This is a genomic window from Microbacterium sp. ProA8 (assembly GCF_039905635.1).
In the GTDB taxonomy this organism is placed as follows: Bacteria; Actinomycetota; Actinomycetes; order Actinomycetales; family Microbacteriaceae; genus Microbacterium; species Microbacterium chionoecetis.
Genome location: NZ_CP157000.1, coordinates 615,498 through 631,744, shown reverse-complemented (window position 1 = coordinate 631,744; position 16,247 = coordinate 615,498). Strand labels below are relative to the sequence as shown.

14 protein-coding genes are annotated in these 16,247 nt (G+C 70.5%); 4 read left to right on the top strand and 10 right to left on the bottom strand.

Annotation, left to right across the window (positions count from 1 at the left end; genetic code table 11):
• Nucleotides 1-6: 6 nt before the first annotated feature.
• Nucleotides 7-867, bottom strand: coding sequence for a sulfurtransferase (locus ABG085_RS02790; RefSeq protein WP_347977926.1), 861 nt, complete (start codon nt 865-867; stop codon nt 7-9).
• Between the two features lie 201 nt (nt 868-1,068).
• Here ABG085_RS02790 and ABG085_RS02785 point away from each other — a divergent pair, with 201 nt between their 5' ends.
• A complete protein-coding gene (locus ABG085_RS02785) occupies nt 1,069-1,686 on the top strand; it encodes a hypothetical protein (protein ID WP_347977925.1) in 618 nt (205 codons plus the stop codon).
• A 10-nt stretch (nt 1,687-1,696) separates the two neighbouring features.
• On the opposite strand, the gene ABG085_RS02780 is transcribed toward ABG085_RS02785, so the two are convergent.
• A complete protein-coding gene (locus ABG085_RS02780) occupies nt 1,697-3,829 on the bottom strand; it encodes a DEAD/DEAH box helicase (RefSeq protein ID WP_347977924.1) in 2,133 nt (710 codons plus the stop codon).
• 402 nt (nt 3,830-4,231) lie between these two features.
• On the opposite strand from ABG085_RS02780, the gene ABG085_RS02775 reads away from it, so the two are divergent.
• From ABG085_RS02775 to ABG085_RS02765, 3 genes are all read left to right on the top strand, one after another.
• Nucleotides 4,232-6,667 carry a M14 family metallopeptidase gene (locus tag ABG085_RS02775; protein WP_347977923.1) on the top strand — a complete coding sequence of 812 codons (2,436 nt, stop codon included), beginning with the start codon at nt 4,232-4,234 and terminating at the stop codon, nt 6,665-6,667.
• An 85-nt stretch (nt 6,668-6,752) separates the two neighbouring features.
• A complete protein-coding gene (locus ABG085_RS02770; RefSeq protein WP_347977922.1) occupies nt 6,753-7,145 on the top strand; it encodes a TIGR03618 family F420-dependent PPOX class oxidoreductase in 393 nt (130 codons plus the stop codon).
• A gap of 136 nt (nt 7,146-7,281) precedes the next feature.
• A complete protein-coding gene (locus tag ABG085_RS02765) occupies nt 7,282-7,899 on the top strand; it encodes a TetR/AcrR family transcriptional regulator (protein WP_347977921.1) in 618 nt (205 codons plus the stop codon).
• Between the two features lie 84 nt (nt 7,900-7,983).
• Here the strand turns inward: ABG085_RS02765 and ABG085_RS02760 are convergent, their stop codons facing one another.
• From ABG085_RS02760 to ABG085_RS02725, 8 genes are all read right to left on the bottom strand, one after another.
• Nucleotides 7,984-9,108: a Gfo/Idh/MocA family oxidoreductase gene (locus ABG085_RS02760; protein WP_347977920.1), complete on the bottom strand. Its 1,125-nt coding sequence runs from the start codon at nt 9,106-9,108 to the stop codon at nt 7,984-7,986.
• A complete protein-coding gene (locus ABG085_RS02755) occupies nt 9,105-9,932 on the bottom strand; it encodes a sugar phosphate isomerase/epimerase (RefSeq protein ID WP_347977919.1) in 828 nt (275 codons plus the stop codon). The genes ABG085_RS02760 and ABG085_RS02755 overlap by 4 nt, the downstream gene beginning before the upstream one ends.
• Before the next feature lie 180 nt (nt 9,933-10,112).
• Nucleotides 10,113-10,295 (bottom strand): twin-arginine translocase TatA/TatE family subunit, encoded by a 183-nt coding sequence (gene tatA / locus ABG085_RS02750; RefSeq protein WP_347979267.1) that lies wholly within the window; start codon nt 10,293-10,295, stop codon nt 10,113-10,115.
• A gap of 13 nt (nt 10,296-10,308) precedes the next feature.
• Complete coding sequence (locus ABG085_RS02745) at nt 10,309-13,053, bottom strand: Tat pathway signal sequence domain protein (protein WP_347977918.1); 2,745 nt, start codon at nt 13,051-13,053, stop codon at nt 10,309-10,311.
• Between the two features lie 101 nt (nt 13,054-13,154).
• Nucleotides 13,155-13,700: a LacI family DNA-binding transcriptional regulator gene (locus ABG085_RS02740; RefSeq protein WP_347977917.1), complete on the bottom strand. Its 546-nt coding sequence runs from the start codon at nt 13,698-13,700 to the stop codon at nt 13,155-13,157.
• A gap of 28 nt (nt 13,701-13,728) precedes the next feature.
• The gene (locus ABG085_RS02735; RefSeq protein ID WP_347977916.1) at nt 13,729-14,358 is read right to left on the bottom strand and encodes a hypothetical protein; all 630 of its coding nucleotides are present in this window, start codon (nt 14,356-14,358) and stop codon (nt 13,729-13,731) included.
• Between the two features lie 4 nt (nt 14,359-14,362).
• Nucleotides 14,363-15,259, bottom strand: coding sequence for a carbohydrate ABC transporter permease (locus ABG085_RS02730; protein ID WP_347977915.1), 897 nt, complete (start codon nt 15,257-15,259; stop codon nt 14,363-14,365).
• The gene (locus tag ABG085_RS02725; protein ID WP_347977914.1) at nt 15,256-16,218 is read right to left on the bottom strand and encodes a sugar ABC transporter permease; all 963 of its coding nucleotides are present in this window, start codon (nt 16,216-16,218) and stop codon (nt 15,256-15,258) included. The genes ABG085_RS02730 and ABG085_RS02725 overlap by 4 nt, the downstream gene beginning before the upstream one ends.
• Between the last annotated feature and the right edge of the window lie 29 nt (nt 16,219-16,247).

Sequence of the window (16,247 nt, the reverse complement as noted above, 5' to 3'; positions counted from 1 at the left end):
GCTCGGTCATACCGGCACCACGTCCAGCGACGGTGCCGGGCCGACGGCGGCGAGACGCCCGCGCGAGCGCGACCACTGGCTCCACGAGCCCGGGTAGACGACGACGTCGATGCCGGCGAGCGCACCCGCCAGGGCGGTGTGCGTCGCCGCGATGCCGGAGCCGCAGTAGGCCGCGACCGCCACGCCGTCCGCCACGCCGGCGGCGGCGAATTCGGCGCGGATCTCATCCGGCGCGCGGAATCTGCCGGCCGTCAGGTGGACGGTGGTCGGGAGGTTGACGGCACCCGGGATGTGACCGCCCACCGGATCGAGCGGCTCACTGTCTCCTCGATACCGTTCCGGTGCGCGCACGTCGAGGAGCAGGCCGTGGTCGGGCCACTCCTCCACGCCGTCGATGTCGGCGATGCCGTCGGTGACCTCCCCGAGCACGACGTCGCCCGGCGGCCTCGGCAGCACATCGCCCGTTTCGAGCGGCAGCCGTTCGGCGAGCCAGCCGCGCAGGCCTCCGTCGAGCACACGCACGTCGGCCACTCCGGAGCGGGTGAGCACCCACCACGCGCGCGCCGCGGCCACCGAGTGCACGTCGTCATAGGCGACGACCGTGTCGCCGTCGCGGATGCCCCAGCGCCGCGCCGCCGCCTCGAGCTGCGTGCGCGACGGCAGCGGGTGCCGGCCCTCACGGGGGTCGCCTCGGCGGGCCAGCTCGTGGTCGAGGTCGACGTACACCGCTCCCGGCAGATGCCCGTCGAGGTACTCCGGGCGGCCCTCGGGTCGGTCGAGACGCCAGCGCACGTCGAGGATCCGCGGCGGGGTCCCGCTGCGGATGAGGTCGGCCAGCTCGGTCGGCGAGATGAGTGGGGAAGGCATGTGGTCATGCTGGTCGGCGCACGCGAACGGCGAAACGCCCTGACGACACACGCCGCGACACGGCGTCACGCGACGTCACACGAGGTCGAGCCATGCCGGCGGGCGAGCCTCGATGGGGCGTTCGGTGTGTCTCGGTGCGAATGCCCGGTGGCACAGCCACGCGGGCCTAGCATGCGGCCAGGAGACCAGTGGAGGAATCGGATGCCGCATCCCCGTGGGACACGCGAATCGCGGCTGCCGAGGGGCGCCCGCACCGCCCGAGTGCTCGCGGCGATCGCCGTCGCCGCGACGCTCACCGTCTTGGCAGGCTGCGGCAACGGCGGGATCCCTCTCCCGACCGCGCTGCCGACGGACGTGCCCACGAGCCTGCCCACGGCGCTTCCCACGCGGACGCCGATCCTGCCGACACGCTCCCCCGCCCCCACCGCCGAGCCGACGCCCGAGCCGACTGCGGAGCCGGAGCCGACGACGGAGCCCGAGCCGACCGCGGCACCGGAGCCGACCACCGAGCCGGCGCCCACGGCCGAGCCGACCCCCGATCCCACCGTGGCGGAGCCTGCGCCCACGGTGGTACCCGAGCCCACGACGACGCCCGGGCAGGAACCCACCGCGACATCCGCACCGACGCCGAGCGCCACCGCTTCGCCGTCGCCGTCGCCGACTTCCGCCTCCCCGTCGCCCACCGCGGACGCGGGCGACAGCGCCGCGTCGCCGATCGACTGGGTGCCGTGGGTCGTGCTGCTGGTGCTGCTCGTCGCGGGGGCGGTGACCTACCTCATCGTGCGCCGGCCCCGGCCGAAGCCTCCGACCGGCGCCTGAGCGCGCGGCGTCAGCCGCGCAGCGCCAAGGCGAACGGCAGCACGGCGGCCGCCCCGGCGCGGCGGATCTCCCGCGCGGCGATCGTGAGGGTCCAGCCGCTGTCGACCCGGTCGTCCACGAGGAGGACCGGACCGGCGGGGATGTCGAGACCCGCGGCCGAGAACCGGTCCCACACGCCGGCCAGCCGGAACGCGCTGTTGCCGCCCGGCTGGCCGGTGGGCCCGCCGTCGACGGGGTCGAGGGAACCGAGGAACGGCAGTCGGCCGATCTGGGCGATGCCCCGCGCCAGGGAGTCGACTAGCTGCGGCTTCGCACGGGACGGCATCGCGACGACGGCGACCGGCCGACTCTCCCAGCCCCATTCTGCGAGCACGCGCACGCACGCGGCCAGCACATTCGGCGGCACCAGTGCGTCGGCGGCACCTGCGGCGAACAGCTCCCGGAGCACGCCGCCCCAGCCGAGGTCCGTGAGCCGCGCAAGCGCACGGCCCTCGCCCGCCTGCTCCTCGGCGGAGATGCGGCCCTTGACCGGCACCCCCAGCCGATCGGCACCGGTCGGCCACTGCCGCCGCGGCTCGATCGGCACGCCGACGCGGTCGAGGGCGGCGGTGGCAGCATCCGTCGCTCCGGCGGCGATCTCGGTCGGGAACCAGGCGCCCGCGCAGTTGTCGCACCGCCCGCAGGGCGCGGCCGTGTCGTCGTCGAGCGAGCGCTGCAGGAACTCCATGCGGCAGCCCGACGTCTCTTCGTACTCGATCATGTGCTGCTGCTCGGCGACGCGCTCGGCCGCGATGCGGCGATACCGCTCGTCGTCATAGGTCCACGGGTCGCCGGTCGCGATCCACCCGCCGCGCACGCGCGCGACGGCACCGTCGACGTCGAGCACCTTCAACAGGAGCTCGAGCGGCGTGCGGCGGATGTCGACCACGGCTTCCAGCGCCGGCGTCGACATCGGCCCGCCCGCTGCGGCGAGCGCGGAGAGCACGCGCTCCGCGCGTTCACGGTCGGGCATGGACGCCGTGGCGAAGTACTGCCAGATGTCGCGGTCCTCGACGCCGGGGAGCAGCAGCACGTCGGCCGACGCGGTGGCGCGCCCCGCGCGACCGACCTGCTGGTAGTACGACACCGGCGACGACGGCGCCCCCAGGTGCACCACGAAGCCGAGATCGGGCTTGTCGAACCCCATCCCGAGCGCGCTGGTCGCCACGAGCGCCTTGACGCGGTTGTCTTTCAGGAGCGCCTCGGACTCCTCGCGCTCGTCGGTGTCGGTCTGCCCGGTGTAGGCCCGCACGTCGTAGCCGCGGTCGCGGAGCAGGCGCGCGGTGTCGTTGGCCGCGGCGACCGTCAGCGTGTAGATGATGCCCGAGCCGGGCAGGTCGCCGAGGTGGCTGATGAGCCATGCGAGCCTGCTCGGAGAATTCGGCAGTCGCAGCACCCCGAGCCGCAGCGAGGCTCGCGCGAGCGGCCCCCGGATGGTGAGGACTTCGGATGCCGCGGCATCCGTCCCCCGTCCTTCGGCGCTGCCGGCGTCGAGCTGCTCGGCGACGTCCGACACGACGCGGCTGTTCGCCGTCGCCGTCGTCGCGAGCACCGGTACGCCGGCGGGCATGCGCGCGATGAGGTCGCGCAGGCGCCGGTAGTCAGGGCGGAAGTCGTGGCCCCAGTCGCTGATGCAGTGGGCCTCGTCGACGACGAGCAGTCCGATCCGCGCGACGAGCTGCGGCAGCTGCTCGTCGCGGAACGACGGGTTGTTGAGCCGCTCGGGCGACACGAGCAGCACATCCACCTCGTCCCGGTCGAGCTGGGCGAGCACGTCGCTCCACTCGTGCGCGTTGGTGGAGTCGATCTTCACCGCGCGCACCCCTGCCCGGGCGGCGGCCGCGATCTGATCGCGCATGAGCGCGAGCAGCGGCGAGACGAGCACCGTGGGCCCGGCGCCGCGGCGACGCAGCAGCAGCGTCGCCACGAAGTAGACCGCCGACTTGCCCCACCCGGTGCGCTGCACCACGAGTGCCCGCCGGCGGTCGTCGACGAGGGCCTCGATCGCCTCGTACTGCCCGTCGTGGAAGTCGGCGTCGTCACGCCCGACGAGCGCGCGCAGCACCTCGAGGGCCTCGGTGCGGGTCGTGGTGGTGGCTGTCACGGTCTCCACCCTGCCCGATGTCGCCGACAGTGCGGGCGTTGCGCCGCGAACGGGGGATGCCGGAGCTCGCCACCCGCCCTGGGGAGGAGACGGGGCCCGTATCCCACGGCGACCACCTGAGTCCCGGCCGGCACCGAGATCTTCACAACAGGATGCCGTGTCACGCCCCTCCTCCTCGACACAATCTGCGCGGTCCACCGTGTCCGGAGTGGGCAGTTCGGTGAGCGCTTCCCAGATTTCCCTTGACCGCGCCGCGCGGCAGACGCTAGACAGTGGACACGCGCCGTCCCCGCTCGCAACCGCGAACTCCGGGGCGTCGCAGTCGGAGTGATGCAACGTTTCACACCGCACCGCTCCGGGGACCGCCGCGCACCACACCTGCGCGCCGACGAAGGGGTAAAGATGCCGTCCAACCATCGAAGAAGAGTCCTCGGAGGCGCAGCGGTCACCGCCGTGATCCTCGGGCTCTTCGCCACCGCGCTGTCGCCGATCGGCCCCGCCGCCGGATCCGACACGCTTCCGCCCATCGATCGCTCGGCCGACGAAGACGTCAGCGTCGTCGAAGTCGCGCTCGAGGACCACACCGCGCTCGATCGGCTGGTGGCGACCGGCGTCGACCTCGACCACGCCGCCCATGTCAACGAAGACGGCACGCTCACCGCGCACGCGGTCGTGAGCCCGACCGAAGCCGCCGCACTGCAAGCGCGCGGTTTCACCATCGGCGACACGGTGCACGAGGAGGGCGACACCACCGAGGTCCTCGCCGAACGCGAGGCGACCCGCAATGCCGCCGTCGCCGAGAACCAGGAGTTCGCGGCCGCCGCGGAGGCATCGGCGGTCTCGGACGTCAAGATCATCCGCGCCGACTACTACACGTCCTTCGGCGTCGCCTACCTGTCGGTCGAGGCCAAGTGGGCCAACGGACAGACGAGCAGCGCACCGCTCGTCGTCGAGCGCGACAGCGGCCCGGGCACGGAGCTCGGCAGCGGAGGCACCCAGAGCATCAGCCGCTTCGTCGACGCCGGCGTCTACCTCTACCACCGCGGCGCCGCCGTGGTGACCACGCGACCCGACTCCGTCCGCATCGTCAGCCCGACGGGCGACGTCGCCGTGGCGAAGGTCTCGGACTGGCTGCCCACCGACGAAGACGGCAGCGAGTTCGGCCCGAATTACCAGACGGACTTCATCACCTCGTATCTGACCCCGACCGAGCTCTACGACCGCATTCACGCGCTCGCGGCAGAGTTCCCGGAGATCTCGGAGATCGTGCAGCTGCCGTACCTGACGAACGGCTACCGGCGCCTCGCGCAGGGCGTGCTCGGTACAGCGAACGCGAACCGCATCGGCGTGGATTCGACGGCGTGGGGGCACGAAGGCGGAAACGGCATCACGGTCACGCTGACCAGTGCCGGCCTCCCGGACCAGCCCCTGTCGGTCGCGGTGACCGGTTCGGCCGTCGCGGTCTCGCTCGCAACCGGCGCAGGCGGCGCGGTCACGAGCACTGCTGCGCAGGTCGCCGCCGCGATCAACGCATCGGTCGAGGCATCCGCTCTCGTCACTGCGTACACGTACCGCGGCAACGCCGGCGCCGGCATCGTGGCACCGGGCTCGGTCACGCTCACCGACGGCCTGTCCGCTCCGGATTCGGTCTCCCGCGACCCGCACCCGGTCTACGCCATCCGCATCGGCAAGACGCGGGACGGCTCCAAGCCCGGCGTGCTCGCCTATGCCCAGGAGCACGCACGCGAGTGGGTGCCGCCGCTGGTGGCGGTCGAGTCCGCCGAGCGTCTGCTGCGCAATTACGCACAGGACGGCGCGACGAAGCAGCTGGTCAACAACCTGGACATCTGGATCGTCCCGTCGGTGAATCCCGATGGCGGTCACTTCTCGTTCTACGACTTCAACTCGCAGCGCAAGAACATGACCAACCACTGTGCACTGACCGGCAGCGCGGACTTCCTCGCGCGCACCTCCTGGGGCGTCGACAACAACCGCAACTACGACACGTACAGCCTCTTCGACGGGTACGACGGCGCGTCGTCCTCGTGCACGAGCGGCACGTACGCGGGGCCGGCCGAGCTCTCGGAGCCCGAGAGCGCCAACGTCGACTGGATCGCGAGCACCAACCCCAACATCGAGTTCTCGATGAATCTGCACAGCTCTGGCAACTACTTCATGTGGTCGCCCGGCGCGTACATCGCGGCGACCCGTACGTCGGCGCCGCGTCCGAGCCTCGAGGCCGAGTCCCTGTTCTGGGGCGCCTCCTCACGGATCCTCACCGAGATCAAGGAGTACCGCGGGATGTCGGTGACACCCGCGCGCACCGGCCCGATCTCGGACGTGCTGTACTCGGCCGCCGGCAACTCCGGCGACATGCTCTGGTACAAGTACGGCATCTACGCGTGGAACTTCGAGGTGGGCACGCAGTTCCAGCCTCCCTTCGAGAACGAGAACCCGACCGGTGCGTCGGCACACGCCGAATCGCAGGAGTTCGCCAACGGACTCATCGAGCTGATGAGAGTGGCACACGACTTCGACACGGACACGCAGCGGCCGACGAGCACGATCAAGACCGCGCCGAGCACCCAAGCAGGGATGGTGGACGTCACCTTCGAGCTGTCCGAGCCCGCGTCGGTGTTCTACACGCTCGATGGCACGGCTCCGACGTACGAGTCGAGCCTGTACGGCACCGCCGGTCTGCGTGAGGGCGCCGAAGTGCTCACGGTGCCCGCGGGAACCAGGGTCGCCTGGTTCTCGGTCGATGCCGCCGGCAACGTCGAGCAGAACTATCGCCCCGACGGCAACGGCAAGAACTACCTCAAGGCGACCGTGAGGTAGCCGGTGCGATGAGATTGCGGCCGTGGCATCCGTCGGATGCCACGGCCGCACTCATGAGCCCGGACATCCGGGGGATGATGGACGGATGCGCTCCCTTGCCTCGCTGACCGACGACGGCGCGAGCTTCGTTTCGGACTATCACCTCGCCACGCTGTCGACGATCGGCAGGGACGGGGCGATCCACGTCGTCGCGGTCGGCTGCACGATCTCGGACGGGGTCGTCCGCATCATCACGTCGGACGGAACCCAGAAGGTGCGCAACGTCGAGCGCGATCCGCGGGCCACAGTGGCGCAGGTCGCCGGACCGCGCTGGCTCAGCATCGCGGGCCACGCGACGATCGAGCGCGACCCCGAAGCGGTCGCGTACGCGGTGGCTTTGTACGCCGAGCGATACCGTCAGCCGCGCGTGAATCCGCGGCGCGTGGTGATCCGCCTGACCCCGCTCACCGTGATGGGCTCGGCGGGCTTGTTCGCATAGACCTGGAGCAGGATGCCGCCCGCACCTGCTGCGCGACAGCGACACTGACGGCGACGGGCGACGGAGCGCTCTTCCCGGGTCGTGTAAATAATCTCCGGTTGGAGGTTTTTCGCCCTGCGCTCGGTATCATCGGGATATGACCGCGACGCCCGACGATGCCCCTCGCAGCAAGGGTCGCTATGCGAAGGGCATCGCGCGGCGCCAGGAGATCCTCGACAAGGCGATCGAGGTGTTCGCCCGGCGCGGCTCCCAGAAGACGAGTCTGCGTGCGATCGCCGAGGAGGTCGGGGTGACGCACGCCGCGCTCACCCACTACTTCGGCTCGCTCGAAGAACTGCTCGTCGCGGTCTATCGCGAGTCCGAGCGCAAGGCCGGCGCCACGAAGGCGGCTTCGCCGCCGGACTCGAGCCCCGCCATGGCCATGCGGGTGTCGGCCGAGGAGAACCGCTCGATCCCCGGCCTCGTGCAGCTCTACTCGACGCTGGTCGCCATGGCCCTCGAAGACAACCATCCCGCCGCGCAGGCGTTCGCCACCGATCGCTTCACGCGACTCCGCCACGACATGGCGGAGCAGGTGCGCGGGTTGCAGGCATCCGGTCATCTCCGCGCTGATCTCGACCCGACGCTCGTCGCCGCTCTCGTGATCGCCGCCTCCGACGGCCTGCAGACGCAGTGGCTGCTCGACGCGACGGTCGACCACGAGGCGGCACTGGAGATGCTTGACCGCCTGCTCCGCGGCGGCTCTCCCCGCTGACGCAGTCTGCGACCGCCGACACCGCGAGACCGCGGGCCTGTCGGCACGGTGGCCGGCGGACCCGCGGTCTGGGTGCGGCGATGCTCAGAGCGTCGCGACGAAGGGATCGAAGCCCGCGGGCAGCAGCGGCACGGGTGCGACGGTGCTCTCGACGACGACGGTCGTGCCGGTCGCGGCGGACTCCTGCGCGGAGAGCAGGATGTCGAGCACGTGGAATCCGAGCTCGCCGGAGGCGACGTGCGGCCGCTCCTCGGCGATCGCGCGCACCATGTCGAGTGCGCCGAGACCGCGTCCGACCTGGACGTCCTCGTGCGCGATCTCGATCCACTCCTGCTCGAACGACATGCCGTCGCGGATCACACCCAGCGGCTTGACGTACGCGATGCGACCCGTGAACTGGTTCGGGTCGGGGATCACGATGGTGCCCTCGGTGCCGTGGATCTCGACGACGCCATGACGCTCGAGCGCGGAATCGAAGCTCAGCAGGCTCTGCGCCTGTGCGCCCTGCTCGAACGCGGTGATGATCTGGATCGTCGACGGCACCTCGACGACGAACGTGGTCCCCGCGTTCGGGCCGGTGTGGATCTGACGCTCTTCGCGTGCCTTCGTGCCGACGGCGGCGACACGGTCGACGGGGCCGAGCAGGCTCACGAGCGCCGAGAAGTAGTACGGCCCCATGTCGAGAAGCGGTCCCGCACCGTCGGCGAACAGGAAGGCCGGACTCGGGTGCCAGAGGTCCGGTCCCTGCGTCTGGAAGGTCGTCAACGCGAACAGCGGACGGCCGATGAGTCCGTCCTCGATCGCGCGCCGTGCAGCCTGGAAGCCCGGGCCCAGCAGCGTGTCGGGGGCGGAGCCGACCCGCAGGCCCGCGTCCTCCGCCTCGCGCAGCAGCAGGGCGGCGCCTTCGCGGTCGAGCCCCAGCGGCTTCTCGGTCCACACGTGCTTCCCGGCGGCGATGGCCGCGCGCGACACCTCGACGTGCACCGCGGGGATCGTGAGGTTCACGACGAGATCGACGCCCGGGTGGGCGAGGACGTCCTCGGCGGACCCGAACGCGGGGACGCCGTGCTTCTCGGCCTGCGCCTGGGCGCGGTCGAGCAGCAGGTCGCCGACGATGAGCACCTCGACGTCCGGGAAGGACGACAGGTTCGAGAGATAGGTGTCGCTGATGACACCCACGCCGATGATGCCGACACCGACCGCGCTCATCGGGCGAACCCACCCTCGATGAGGAAGGCGTAGCTCGCCGCGATGTCGGCGAAGACGTCGTCGCCGGGGTTGTTGTCGTACTCGATGACGGCGTACTGGAGGGCGGATGCCGCACGCAGCGCGTCCGCGAGGGGCACGTCTCCGCCGCCGGCCTGGCGCTGGTCGAGGGTGTCTGAGCCGAACTCGCCGGCTCCCGGGGCGAACGGGTTGCTCGCCGGGGCGATGCCGTCCTTCACGTGCACCGCGACGAGGCGGTTCCCGAGCCGGGACACGAGGGCGGGGACATCCTGACCGCCCACGAGCGCCCAGTACAGGTCGAGCTCGAGCACGACGCGCTCGTCGGTGAGGGAGACGAAGCGTTCGTACGCGGTCTGACCGTCGAAGTCCGCCACGAACTCCTGGGCGTGGTTGTGGTAGCCCACCTCGAGGCCGAACTCGGCCGCCTTGTCGACGAGCACGTTCAGGCGGTCGGCGATGTCGGTGACGCCCTCCAGCGTGAACCAGCGCTCCGGCGTGACGAACGGGTCGATGACGGTCTTCAGACCGACCTTCGCGGCCGCCTCGAAGACCACCTCGGGGGCGGGCGTGGGGATGGATCCGTCGGGAGTCCAGAGCTCATCCGACAGCAGCGGCGCGTGGCCGGTGGGCGAGGCGAGCCCCGACGCGTCCAGCGCGGCGCGAATCTCATCGGGGCGACGCACGAAGTCGAACGCCTCGACGTTGCGCAGTCCGATCGCGGCGAGCTTGTCGAGCGACCCCTTCATGTCTGCGGTGAACTCCGCAGCGAGTGTGTAGAGCTGGACCGAGGTTTCTGGCAGGGCCACGTCGACCTTCCTTTCGTACGCAGAGCGGGGCATCCGATGTCGCCCGCAGTCAGAGTAGCAGAAACCTCCACGCGGAAGTTATGCGCTTCGACGATCGAGCGAGCGGCGAGCGAATCCGGATGCCGAGGGCATCGGCATCCGGATTCCGCGCGTCAGTGCCACTCACGGCGGCCCTGGCCGTCAGCCCTCCCGGCGCGAGGCATCGCTCCCCGACGAGTCGGCGAGGTCCTTCGTCTCGGTCTTCAGGATGCGCACCGACTGGCCGACGCCCTTGGCCAGCGCCGGAAGCCGCGCCGCTCCGAAGACCAGCAGGATGACGACGAGCAGCAGGATCAGGTGCATTCCGCTGATGTTCGCGAGCATGGTCACTCCCCCATCAGATGTGGTCGCCGACGAGTGCGAGGTTCTGGATCGCGGCCAGGCCGTACTGGGCGCTGGCGTTGGTGCTGAACGGCGCCTCGTCGACCGGATTGAGCACGGCGGGTCCATCGATGCGCGTCGCCGTGAACGCCAGGCTCTCGGGGTAGCCGGCGTGCCCGGTGCGGAACTCGCGCCACGCGCGCTGCGCGAGGGTGACGTCGCCGAGCCGGTGCGCCGCGTACGCCGTCGCCCGCGAGTACGCCTGGCGCAGGTTCTGACTCCCCCACGAGACGCCCGTGGCCTCCCGCTGTTCCGCGGATGTGCCGTTGTAGAGGCGGCAGAACGTCACCCACTGCTCGGTCACCTCCGGGTCGTCGATGAGCTCGATCAGCTCGGTCATGAGCTCGATCAGGCCGAAGACCGAGCCGAGCGAGCCCACCGAGACGCTCTGCTCGCTCGGTCCGCTGAACGTGCCGTCCGCGAGGTTGTACCGGATGCTGCCGCCCTGTGCCCATCCGTTCGGAAGGGCCGCGATCGTCTTCGCGCCGTTGATGAGCTTCGCCTGTGCGAGCGGGTCGCCGTTGCGCTCCCATTCCGCGAGCCACGCCAGCGCCAGGGCACCCCAGTCGGTCGTGGTGCCCACCGCGAGCGCGTCGGGCTGCGGGTCGTACACGTCCGTGCGGATCTTGCGGATCGGGTCGAGCACCATGAAGGTCTTGTCGGCGTCGACGAGGTCGCGCATCAGGTCGCCCACCCGCTCGTCCGCAGTGAGGAAGTAGTAGAAGCGGCGGTACCCGGCGTTGCTGATGCGCTGCTGCTTCGCACTGTCGCCCCAGTGCATGATTCCGTGCCGGGTGCCCAGGTCGCGGAACTTGCCCAGGTGGTAGACGTCGACTTCGCCGGTGTGCCGCGTCATCGCCTCGGCGAAGCGGAAGGCCGTGGCATCCCCTGTCCGCAGGTAGTGGTACCAGAGCCACATATCGGTGCTCAGCTCCGAGTTGTCCCAGGCGTAGCCGCCGATGTCGTACCGCCAGACGTGCCGGTCGCGGTCGTACTCGTGGATGACGTCGCCATAGTCCCAGAATCCGTACCAGGAGCGCTGGTCGACCTGCTCGACGTAATGCTGGTGCATGAACGCGAGCTTGTCCTCGATGGCGACCTTCGCGAGGTTCGACCGGTCCACCGGCGCCCACGCGCCGAACACGCCGGCGGAGTGGTTGTGCTCGGGAGAGCTCACCAGCAGCGGCGGCGTCGCATTGGCGTCGGCGAGCGCACTGAAGTCCGCGGCCGTCGGGGTGGCGCCCAGGGCCCAGAAGCTCAGCTCGGTGGTGCGGGCCGTGCCGTACGGCGACCCGAAGCCCGGCTCGTAGTCCTCGTAGGTGATCTCGAGGGCGTCGAGCTGCTCGGGGTACGTGTCCTGCCCCAGTCCGTCGTGGTAGAACCGCAGGTCCATCGCGTCCGCCTTCGGCGACCACATCCAGGTCGTCGCGGTGGCGACATCGGTGCCCGCGCCCGAGATCTCGAGTTCGGTGGGGTGCAGCTGCCAGAAGTTGCGCATGCCGAACGCCAGGCCGCCGGCGGGGCTGCCCACGTACGCGAGACCGCGCGCGCGCCGCCCGGAGTCGACGCGGATCCAGGAGTGCCCCGACGAGGTGCGCTTGCGGATCTCGAAGCCCTGCGCCGTCAGCTGACTGAGGCTGTAGTCGCCCCACGCGGGGATCCACTGAAGCCGGCTCGTCACCCGCTGGTCCCACGTCGCCGGATCCGGCGTCCACGTGCCGGCGATCTGCGCGGCGCGCGCCGCTGCGCCCGGATCGCGCCGGAGGCCGGTGATGCCCCGGACCGCTTCCCCGAGGACGCCGGCACCCTCGCCCGCGAACCGGATGTGCCGGTCGTGCAGCTGCGCCGACAGCGGCACCGAGAAGCGGAAGCCGAGGCCGGTGAGGAAGTCCGCGTTCTCGTCGCCGTCGAAGACGAAGCTGTGCACGACGCGGACGCCATCCGACCCGGCATACAGGTAGAAGCGGACGTCGAACGGCAGCCAGCTGCGGTTTCCCTTCCGGTGGCTGCCGGTGACGCGCACCACCGCGCGGACCGGGCCCGCCTGCTCGACCTTCACCTCGGACACCTCGCTCTTGAACCATTCGCGGGCGACCTTCTCGGCGCCGTCGGTGTCGGGGCCGTCCTGCCGCGAGGCGACCAGGCGGCCGTCCTGCGCGATGACCGCGTCGCCGCGCCGGATGGCCGCGATGAGGTTCGGCCCCTGCTTCGGGAACTCGACGCGGACGACCCCGGTGTCGACGATCACGCGGCCCGGGTTGTCGTCGATCGTGATGGCGGATGCCGGTGCTGCAGGCGTGCCCGGCTGCAGTGTGTAGCCCGCAGCACGGCCGGAGGCACCGCTGACCGCGTGGGCCGTCCACTTCACGGACCCGTCGGGCCACCAGCCCGTGGGCCAGCTCTGCACCGGCACGGACTCGCCGGTCTGCGAGACCAGGGCGAAGGCCTGATCCGGGTTGAGCGCGCCGCGCGGCCAGGGCACGCCCCACGTGGTGCCCGCCACGAGCTGGGCGGGGGTGCCGCCTTCCAGCCAGCTGAGGGGGATCGGGCCGTGCCCGGTCAGGGCCTGCGCGACGGGCTGCCCGAAGGCGCCGCGCACGACGGGTGCGGCGCCGGCGGCGGAGGGCGATCCCGACGCGAAAGCGGCGGCGACCCCGGCGGCGACCGTCGACTGCAGCAGTGTTCGACGACTGATGTCCATGGCGATGACTCCTCGATGAATCCGCGGAGCCGTCGCTGGCCCCGACCGACACCGAAACTAGGCGCGCCCGTCGGCCGCGCTGATCAATCGGACAAAATCGGTCAGTGCCCGACGGCGAGCGTCCGCGCGGCCGCTTCTCGCCCGCGGGCGAATGCGGCATCCGCATCGCCGAGGTCGGCGGTGGCATCGTCCTCTCCGATCACGACGGGAAGGCCGCCGTGGGCACGGTAGAGCGCAAGCTCCTGCCGGACACAGCGGGCGATGGCGGTGCCTCGAGGCGCCACGACGAAGATCACGCGCGGTCGCTGTCCACGCAGCATCCTCACCAGGTCGGCACCCCGCGCGCCGTCGAGACGGGAAGCGGTCACCGAGACCGCGTAGCCCTCGATGTCCGCCTGCGCGTAGAGGCCCGCCGCGATCTGCATCGCGACGGGATCCCGCAACGAGTCCACCACGACCATCGCGGCGTTGGACAGGCGACCCGCTGTGGCCTGCGCGCGGAGGTCCACCACGTACCCGAGACGCGCTGCTGCTGCGCGCACGCGCGACTCGTTCTCGGGCAGGACCCGCCGTGCAGAGCCGTTGAGCACCCGCGAAGCGGTCGACTGCGACACACCGGCTGCGCGCGCGACGTCCTCGAGCGTCACCTCGGCGGACGCCGGCGACGGCCGATCGTCAGTGGGAACGGGCGACGACCGCACGGGCAGCGAGGACGAGCATTCCGGGCACCAGGACGACGAGCGGTGCGAACATCCAGACGACGACTCCCGTGAGGGCGAGAGCGAGCAGCAGCAGCAGCGAGCCCGTGATGTCGCGCGCCGATTCGCCGGCAGCATCGCGGATGAGGGCGCTCCAGGATGACGACGGCCTCCAGCGCGCCGTCGCACGAAGAAGGACGACGGCGCCTCCCGCGCCGAGCAGGCCGGACGCCCAGCGGAACGCCTCCCCACCTGGCATCGCCGAGATCATCGGACTGGTGAGGGTCGCCGAGATCGCCGCGAATCCGGCGGCCGCGATGAGACCCCACAGCCAGCCGCGCCGGAGCGCCCGAAGGAAGTCGCGTCCGAGCTCGGCGAGCGAGTCCGCCTCCCCCTCGACGTGGCGGCGGAAGTGCGCCGCACCGGCGGCCAGGGCCGGCAGTGCCGTGACGGCGGGAATCGCGAGCACGGCGACCGCGAGGCTGACGACGATCGTCTCGGAGAAGAGCGCCAGGCCGCGGCTCGACATGGCCGCTGCGACGCGCTGCGCCCCGGTGGGCGGCGTGCGCCTGCCGGCGGCGGGCGGAACAGCTCTGGTGGAGGTCATCGCATCAGCCCTTCAGCCCCTGTGTGGCGACGCCGTCGACGAGATACCGCTGGAAGATGAGGAAGAAGAGGAAGACCGGGATCAGGGCCAGCACCGCCATCGCCATCTGCCCGCCGTAGTCAGCCGACGAGCTCTGATCGACGAACAGCCGCAGCGCGATCGGAAGCGTGTAGAGGTCCGGATCCTTCAGGTACAGCAACGGACCGAAGAAGTCGTTCCACGTCCAGATGAATGTGAAGATCGCGCTCGTCACCAGCGCGGGCTTCAGCAGTGGCAGCATGATCGACCAGAACGTGCGGTAGTGGCCCGCGCCGTCGATGCGGGCGGCTTCGTCGAGCTCGCGCGGGAGGCCCCTCATGAACTGCACCATGAGGAAGACGAAGAACGCCTCCGTTGCCAGGAACTTGCCGAGCAGGAGCGGCGTGAACGTGTTCACCATGCCGAACGCGTTGAACATGATGTACTGCGGGATGATCACGACGTGGAACGGCAGGAGCAGCGTCCCGATCATCAGGCCGAAGTACGCGGCGCGGCCCGGGAAGTCGATCCGCGCGAAGGCGTACGCGGCGAGCGCGGACGACAGGACGACCCCGATCACCGACAGCACGGCGAGGATCGTCGAGTTCTGGAAGAACGTCCAGAACGAGACGCCGCCGATCCCGCTGAGCGCCGTTTCGTAGTTCGCCGTCGTGAGCTCGCGCGGCAGGAGCTGGGCGTTGCCGACGATCTGCGACGACGGCTTGAGGGTCGACAGCAGCATCCACGCCACGGGGTACAGGATGACCGCGAGGATCGCCAGCACGATGACGTGGAACACCAGCTCCTTGAGCGTCCACCGGCGCCGGTCACGGGAGCGGGGTCGGCCGCGATCGGCGGTCACGAGCAGCTGCGTCGCGCTCATCGTCCTTCATCTCCTGCGTAGTGGACCCAGAGTTTGGAGCTGCGGAAGAAGATCACCGTGATGAAGGCGATCACGAGCACCAGGATCCAGGCCATGGCCGATGCGTATCCCATCTGGAAGTCGCGGAATCCGCGGAAGTAGAGGTACAGGGTGTAGAAGAGCGTCGAGCGCGCGGGCCCGCCTGTTCCGCCCGAGATGATGAAGGCGGAGGCGAACACCTGGAAGGCGTTGATCGTCTCGAGCAGCAGGTTGAAGAAGATGACGGGCGAGAGCATCGGGATCGTGATCGCCCGGAACTTCCGGATCGGTCCGGCGCCGTCGACGGACGCCGCCTCGTACAGCTCGTGGGGCACCTGCTTGAGACCGGCGAGGAAGATCACCATGGGAGCGCCGAACTGCCATACGGCCAGCAGGATGAGCATCGGCATGGTCTTGTCCGGATCGCCCACCCAGCCGCCGGCCGGGAAGCCGAAGAACTGCTGGATGCTGTCGACCGGGCCGTCGTCGATGAACATGGCCTTCCAGACGACGGCGATCGACACGGATGCCCCGACCAGCGAGGGCAGGTAGAACGCGGACCGGTAGAACCCGCTGCCCCGGAACGCCGCGTTGAGGATGAGGGCGACCCCGAGCGCCGCCGCGAGCTTCAGCGGCGTGCCGACGAGCACGTAGACAGCCGTGACCTTCCAGGCCTGCAGGTAGTCGGGATCGCTCCACAGCCGCACGAAGTTGTCGAACCCGACCCACTGGGGCGGGCTGAACAGGTTGTAGTCGGTGAAGGCGAGGTACAGCGACGCCACCATCGGCCCTGCCGTCAGGACGAGGAAGCCGATGAGCCACGGCGCCAGGAAGACGTACCCTGCGCGGATGTCCTCCCACCGCCGTCGGTGCCGGCGTGGCGTCGGAGGGGGTGTCACCTGTTCCGGCGGTGCCGGTGGAGCGAGTGTGTCGACGGTCATGGCGTTGCCTCTCCCGGGTGGCGCGGGCG

Bases quoted from the DNA above. Each gene is read 5' to 3' on its own strand.
- ABG085_RS02785 (WP_347977925.1), top strand. From the start codon at position 1,069: ATGCCGCATCCCCGTGGGACACGCGAATCGCGGCTGCCGAGGGGCGCC.
- ABG085_RS02770 (WP_347977922.1), top strand. From the start codon at position 6,753: ATGCGCTCCCTTGCCTCGCTGACCGACGACGGCGCGAGCTTCGTTTCG.
- tatA (WP_347979267.1), bottom strand. From the start codon at position 10,295: ATGCTCGCGAACATCAGCGGAATGCACCTGATCCTGCTGCTCGTCGTC.
- ABG085_RS02725 (WP_347977914.1), bottom strand. From the start codon at position 16,218: ATGACCGTCGACACACTCGCTCCACCGGCACCGCCGGAACAGGTGACA.
- ABG085_RS02790 (WP_347977926.1), bottom strand. From the start codon at position 867: ATGCCTTCCCCACTCATCTCGCCGACCGAGCTGGCCGACCTCATCCGC.
- ABG085_RS02735 (WP_347977916.1), bottom strand. From the start codon at position 14,358: ATGACCTCCACCAGAGCTGTTCCGCCCGCCGCCGGCAGGCGCACGCCG.
- ABG085_RS02745 (WP_347977918.1), bottom strand. From the start codon at position 13,053: ATGGACATCAGTCGTCGAACACTGCTGCAGTCGACGGTCGCCGCCGGG.
- ABG085_RS02775 (WP_347977923.1), top strand. From the start codon at position 4,232: ATGCCGTCCAACCATCGAAGAAGAGTCCTCGGAGGCGCAGCGGTCACC.
- ABG085_RS02730 (WP_347977915.1), bottom strand. From the start codon at position 15,259: ATGAGCGCGACGCAGCTGCTCGTGACCGCCGATCGCGGCCGACCCCGC.
- ABG085_RS02765 (WP_347977921.1), top strand. From the start codon at position 7,282: ATGACCGCGACGCCCGACGATGCCCCTCGCAGCAAGGGTCGCTATGCG.
- ABG085_RS02760 (WP_347977920.1), bottom strand. From the start codon at position 9,108: ATGAGCGCGGTCGGTGTCGGCATCATCGGCGTGGGTGTCATCAGCGAC.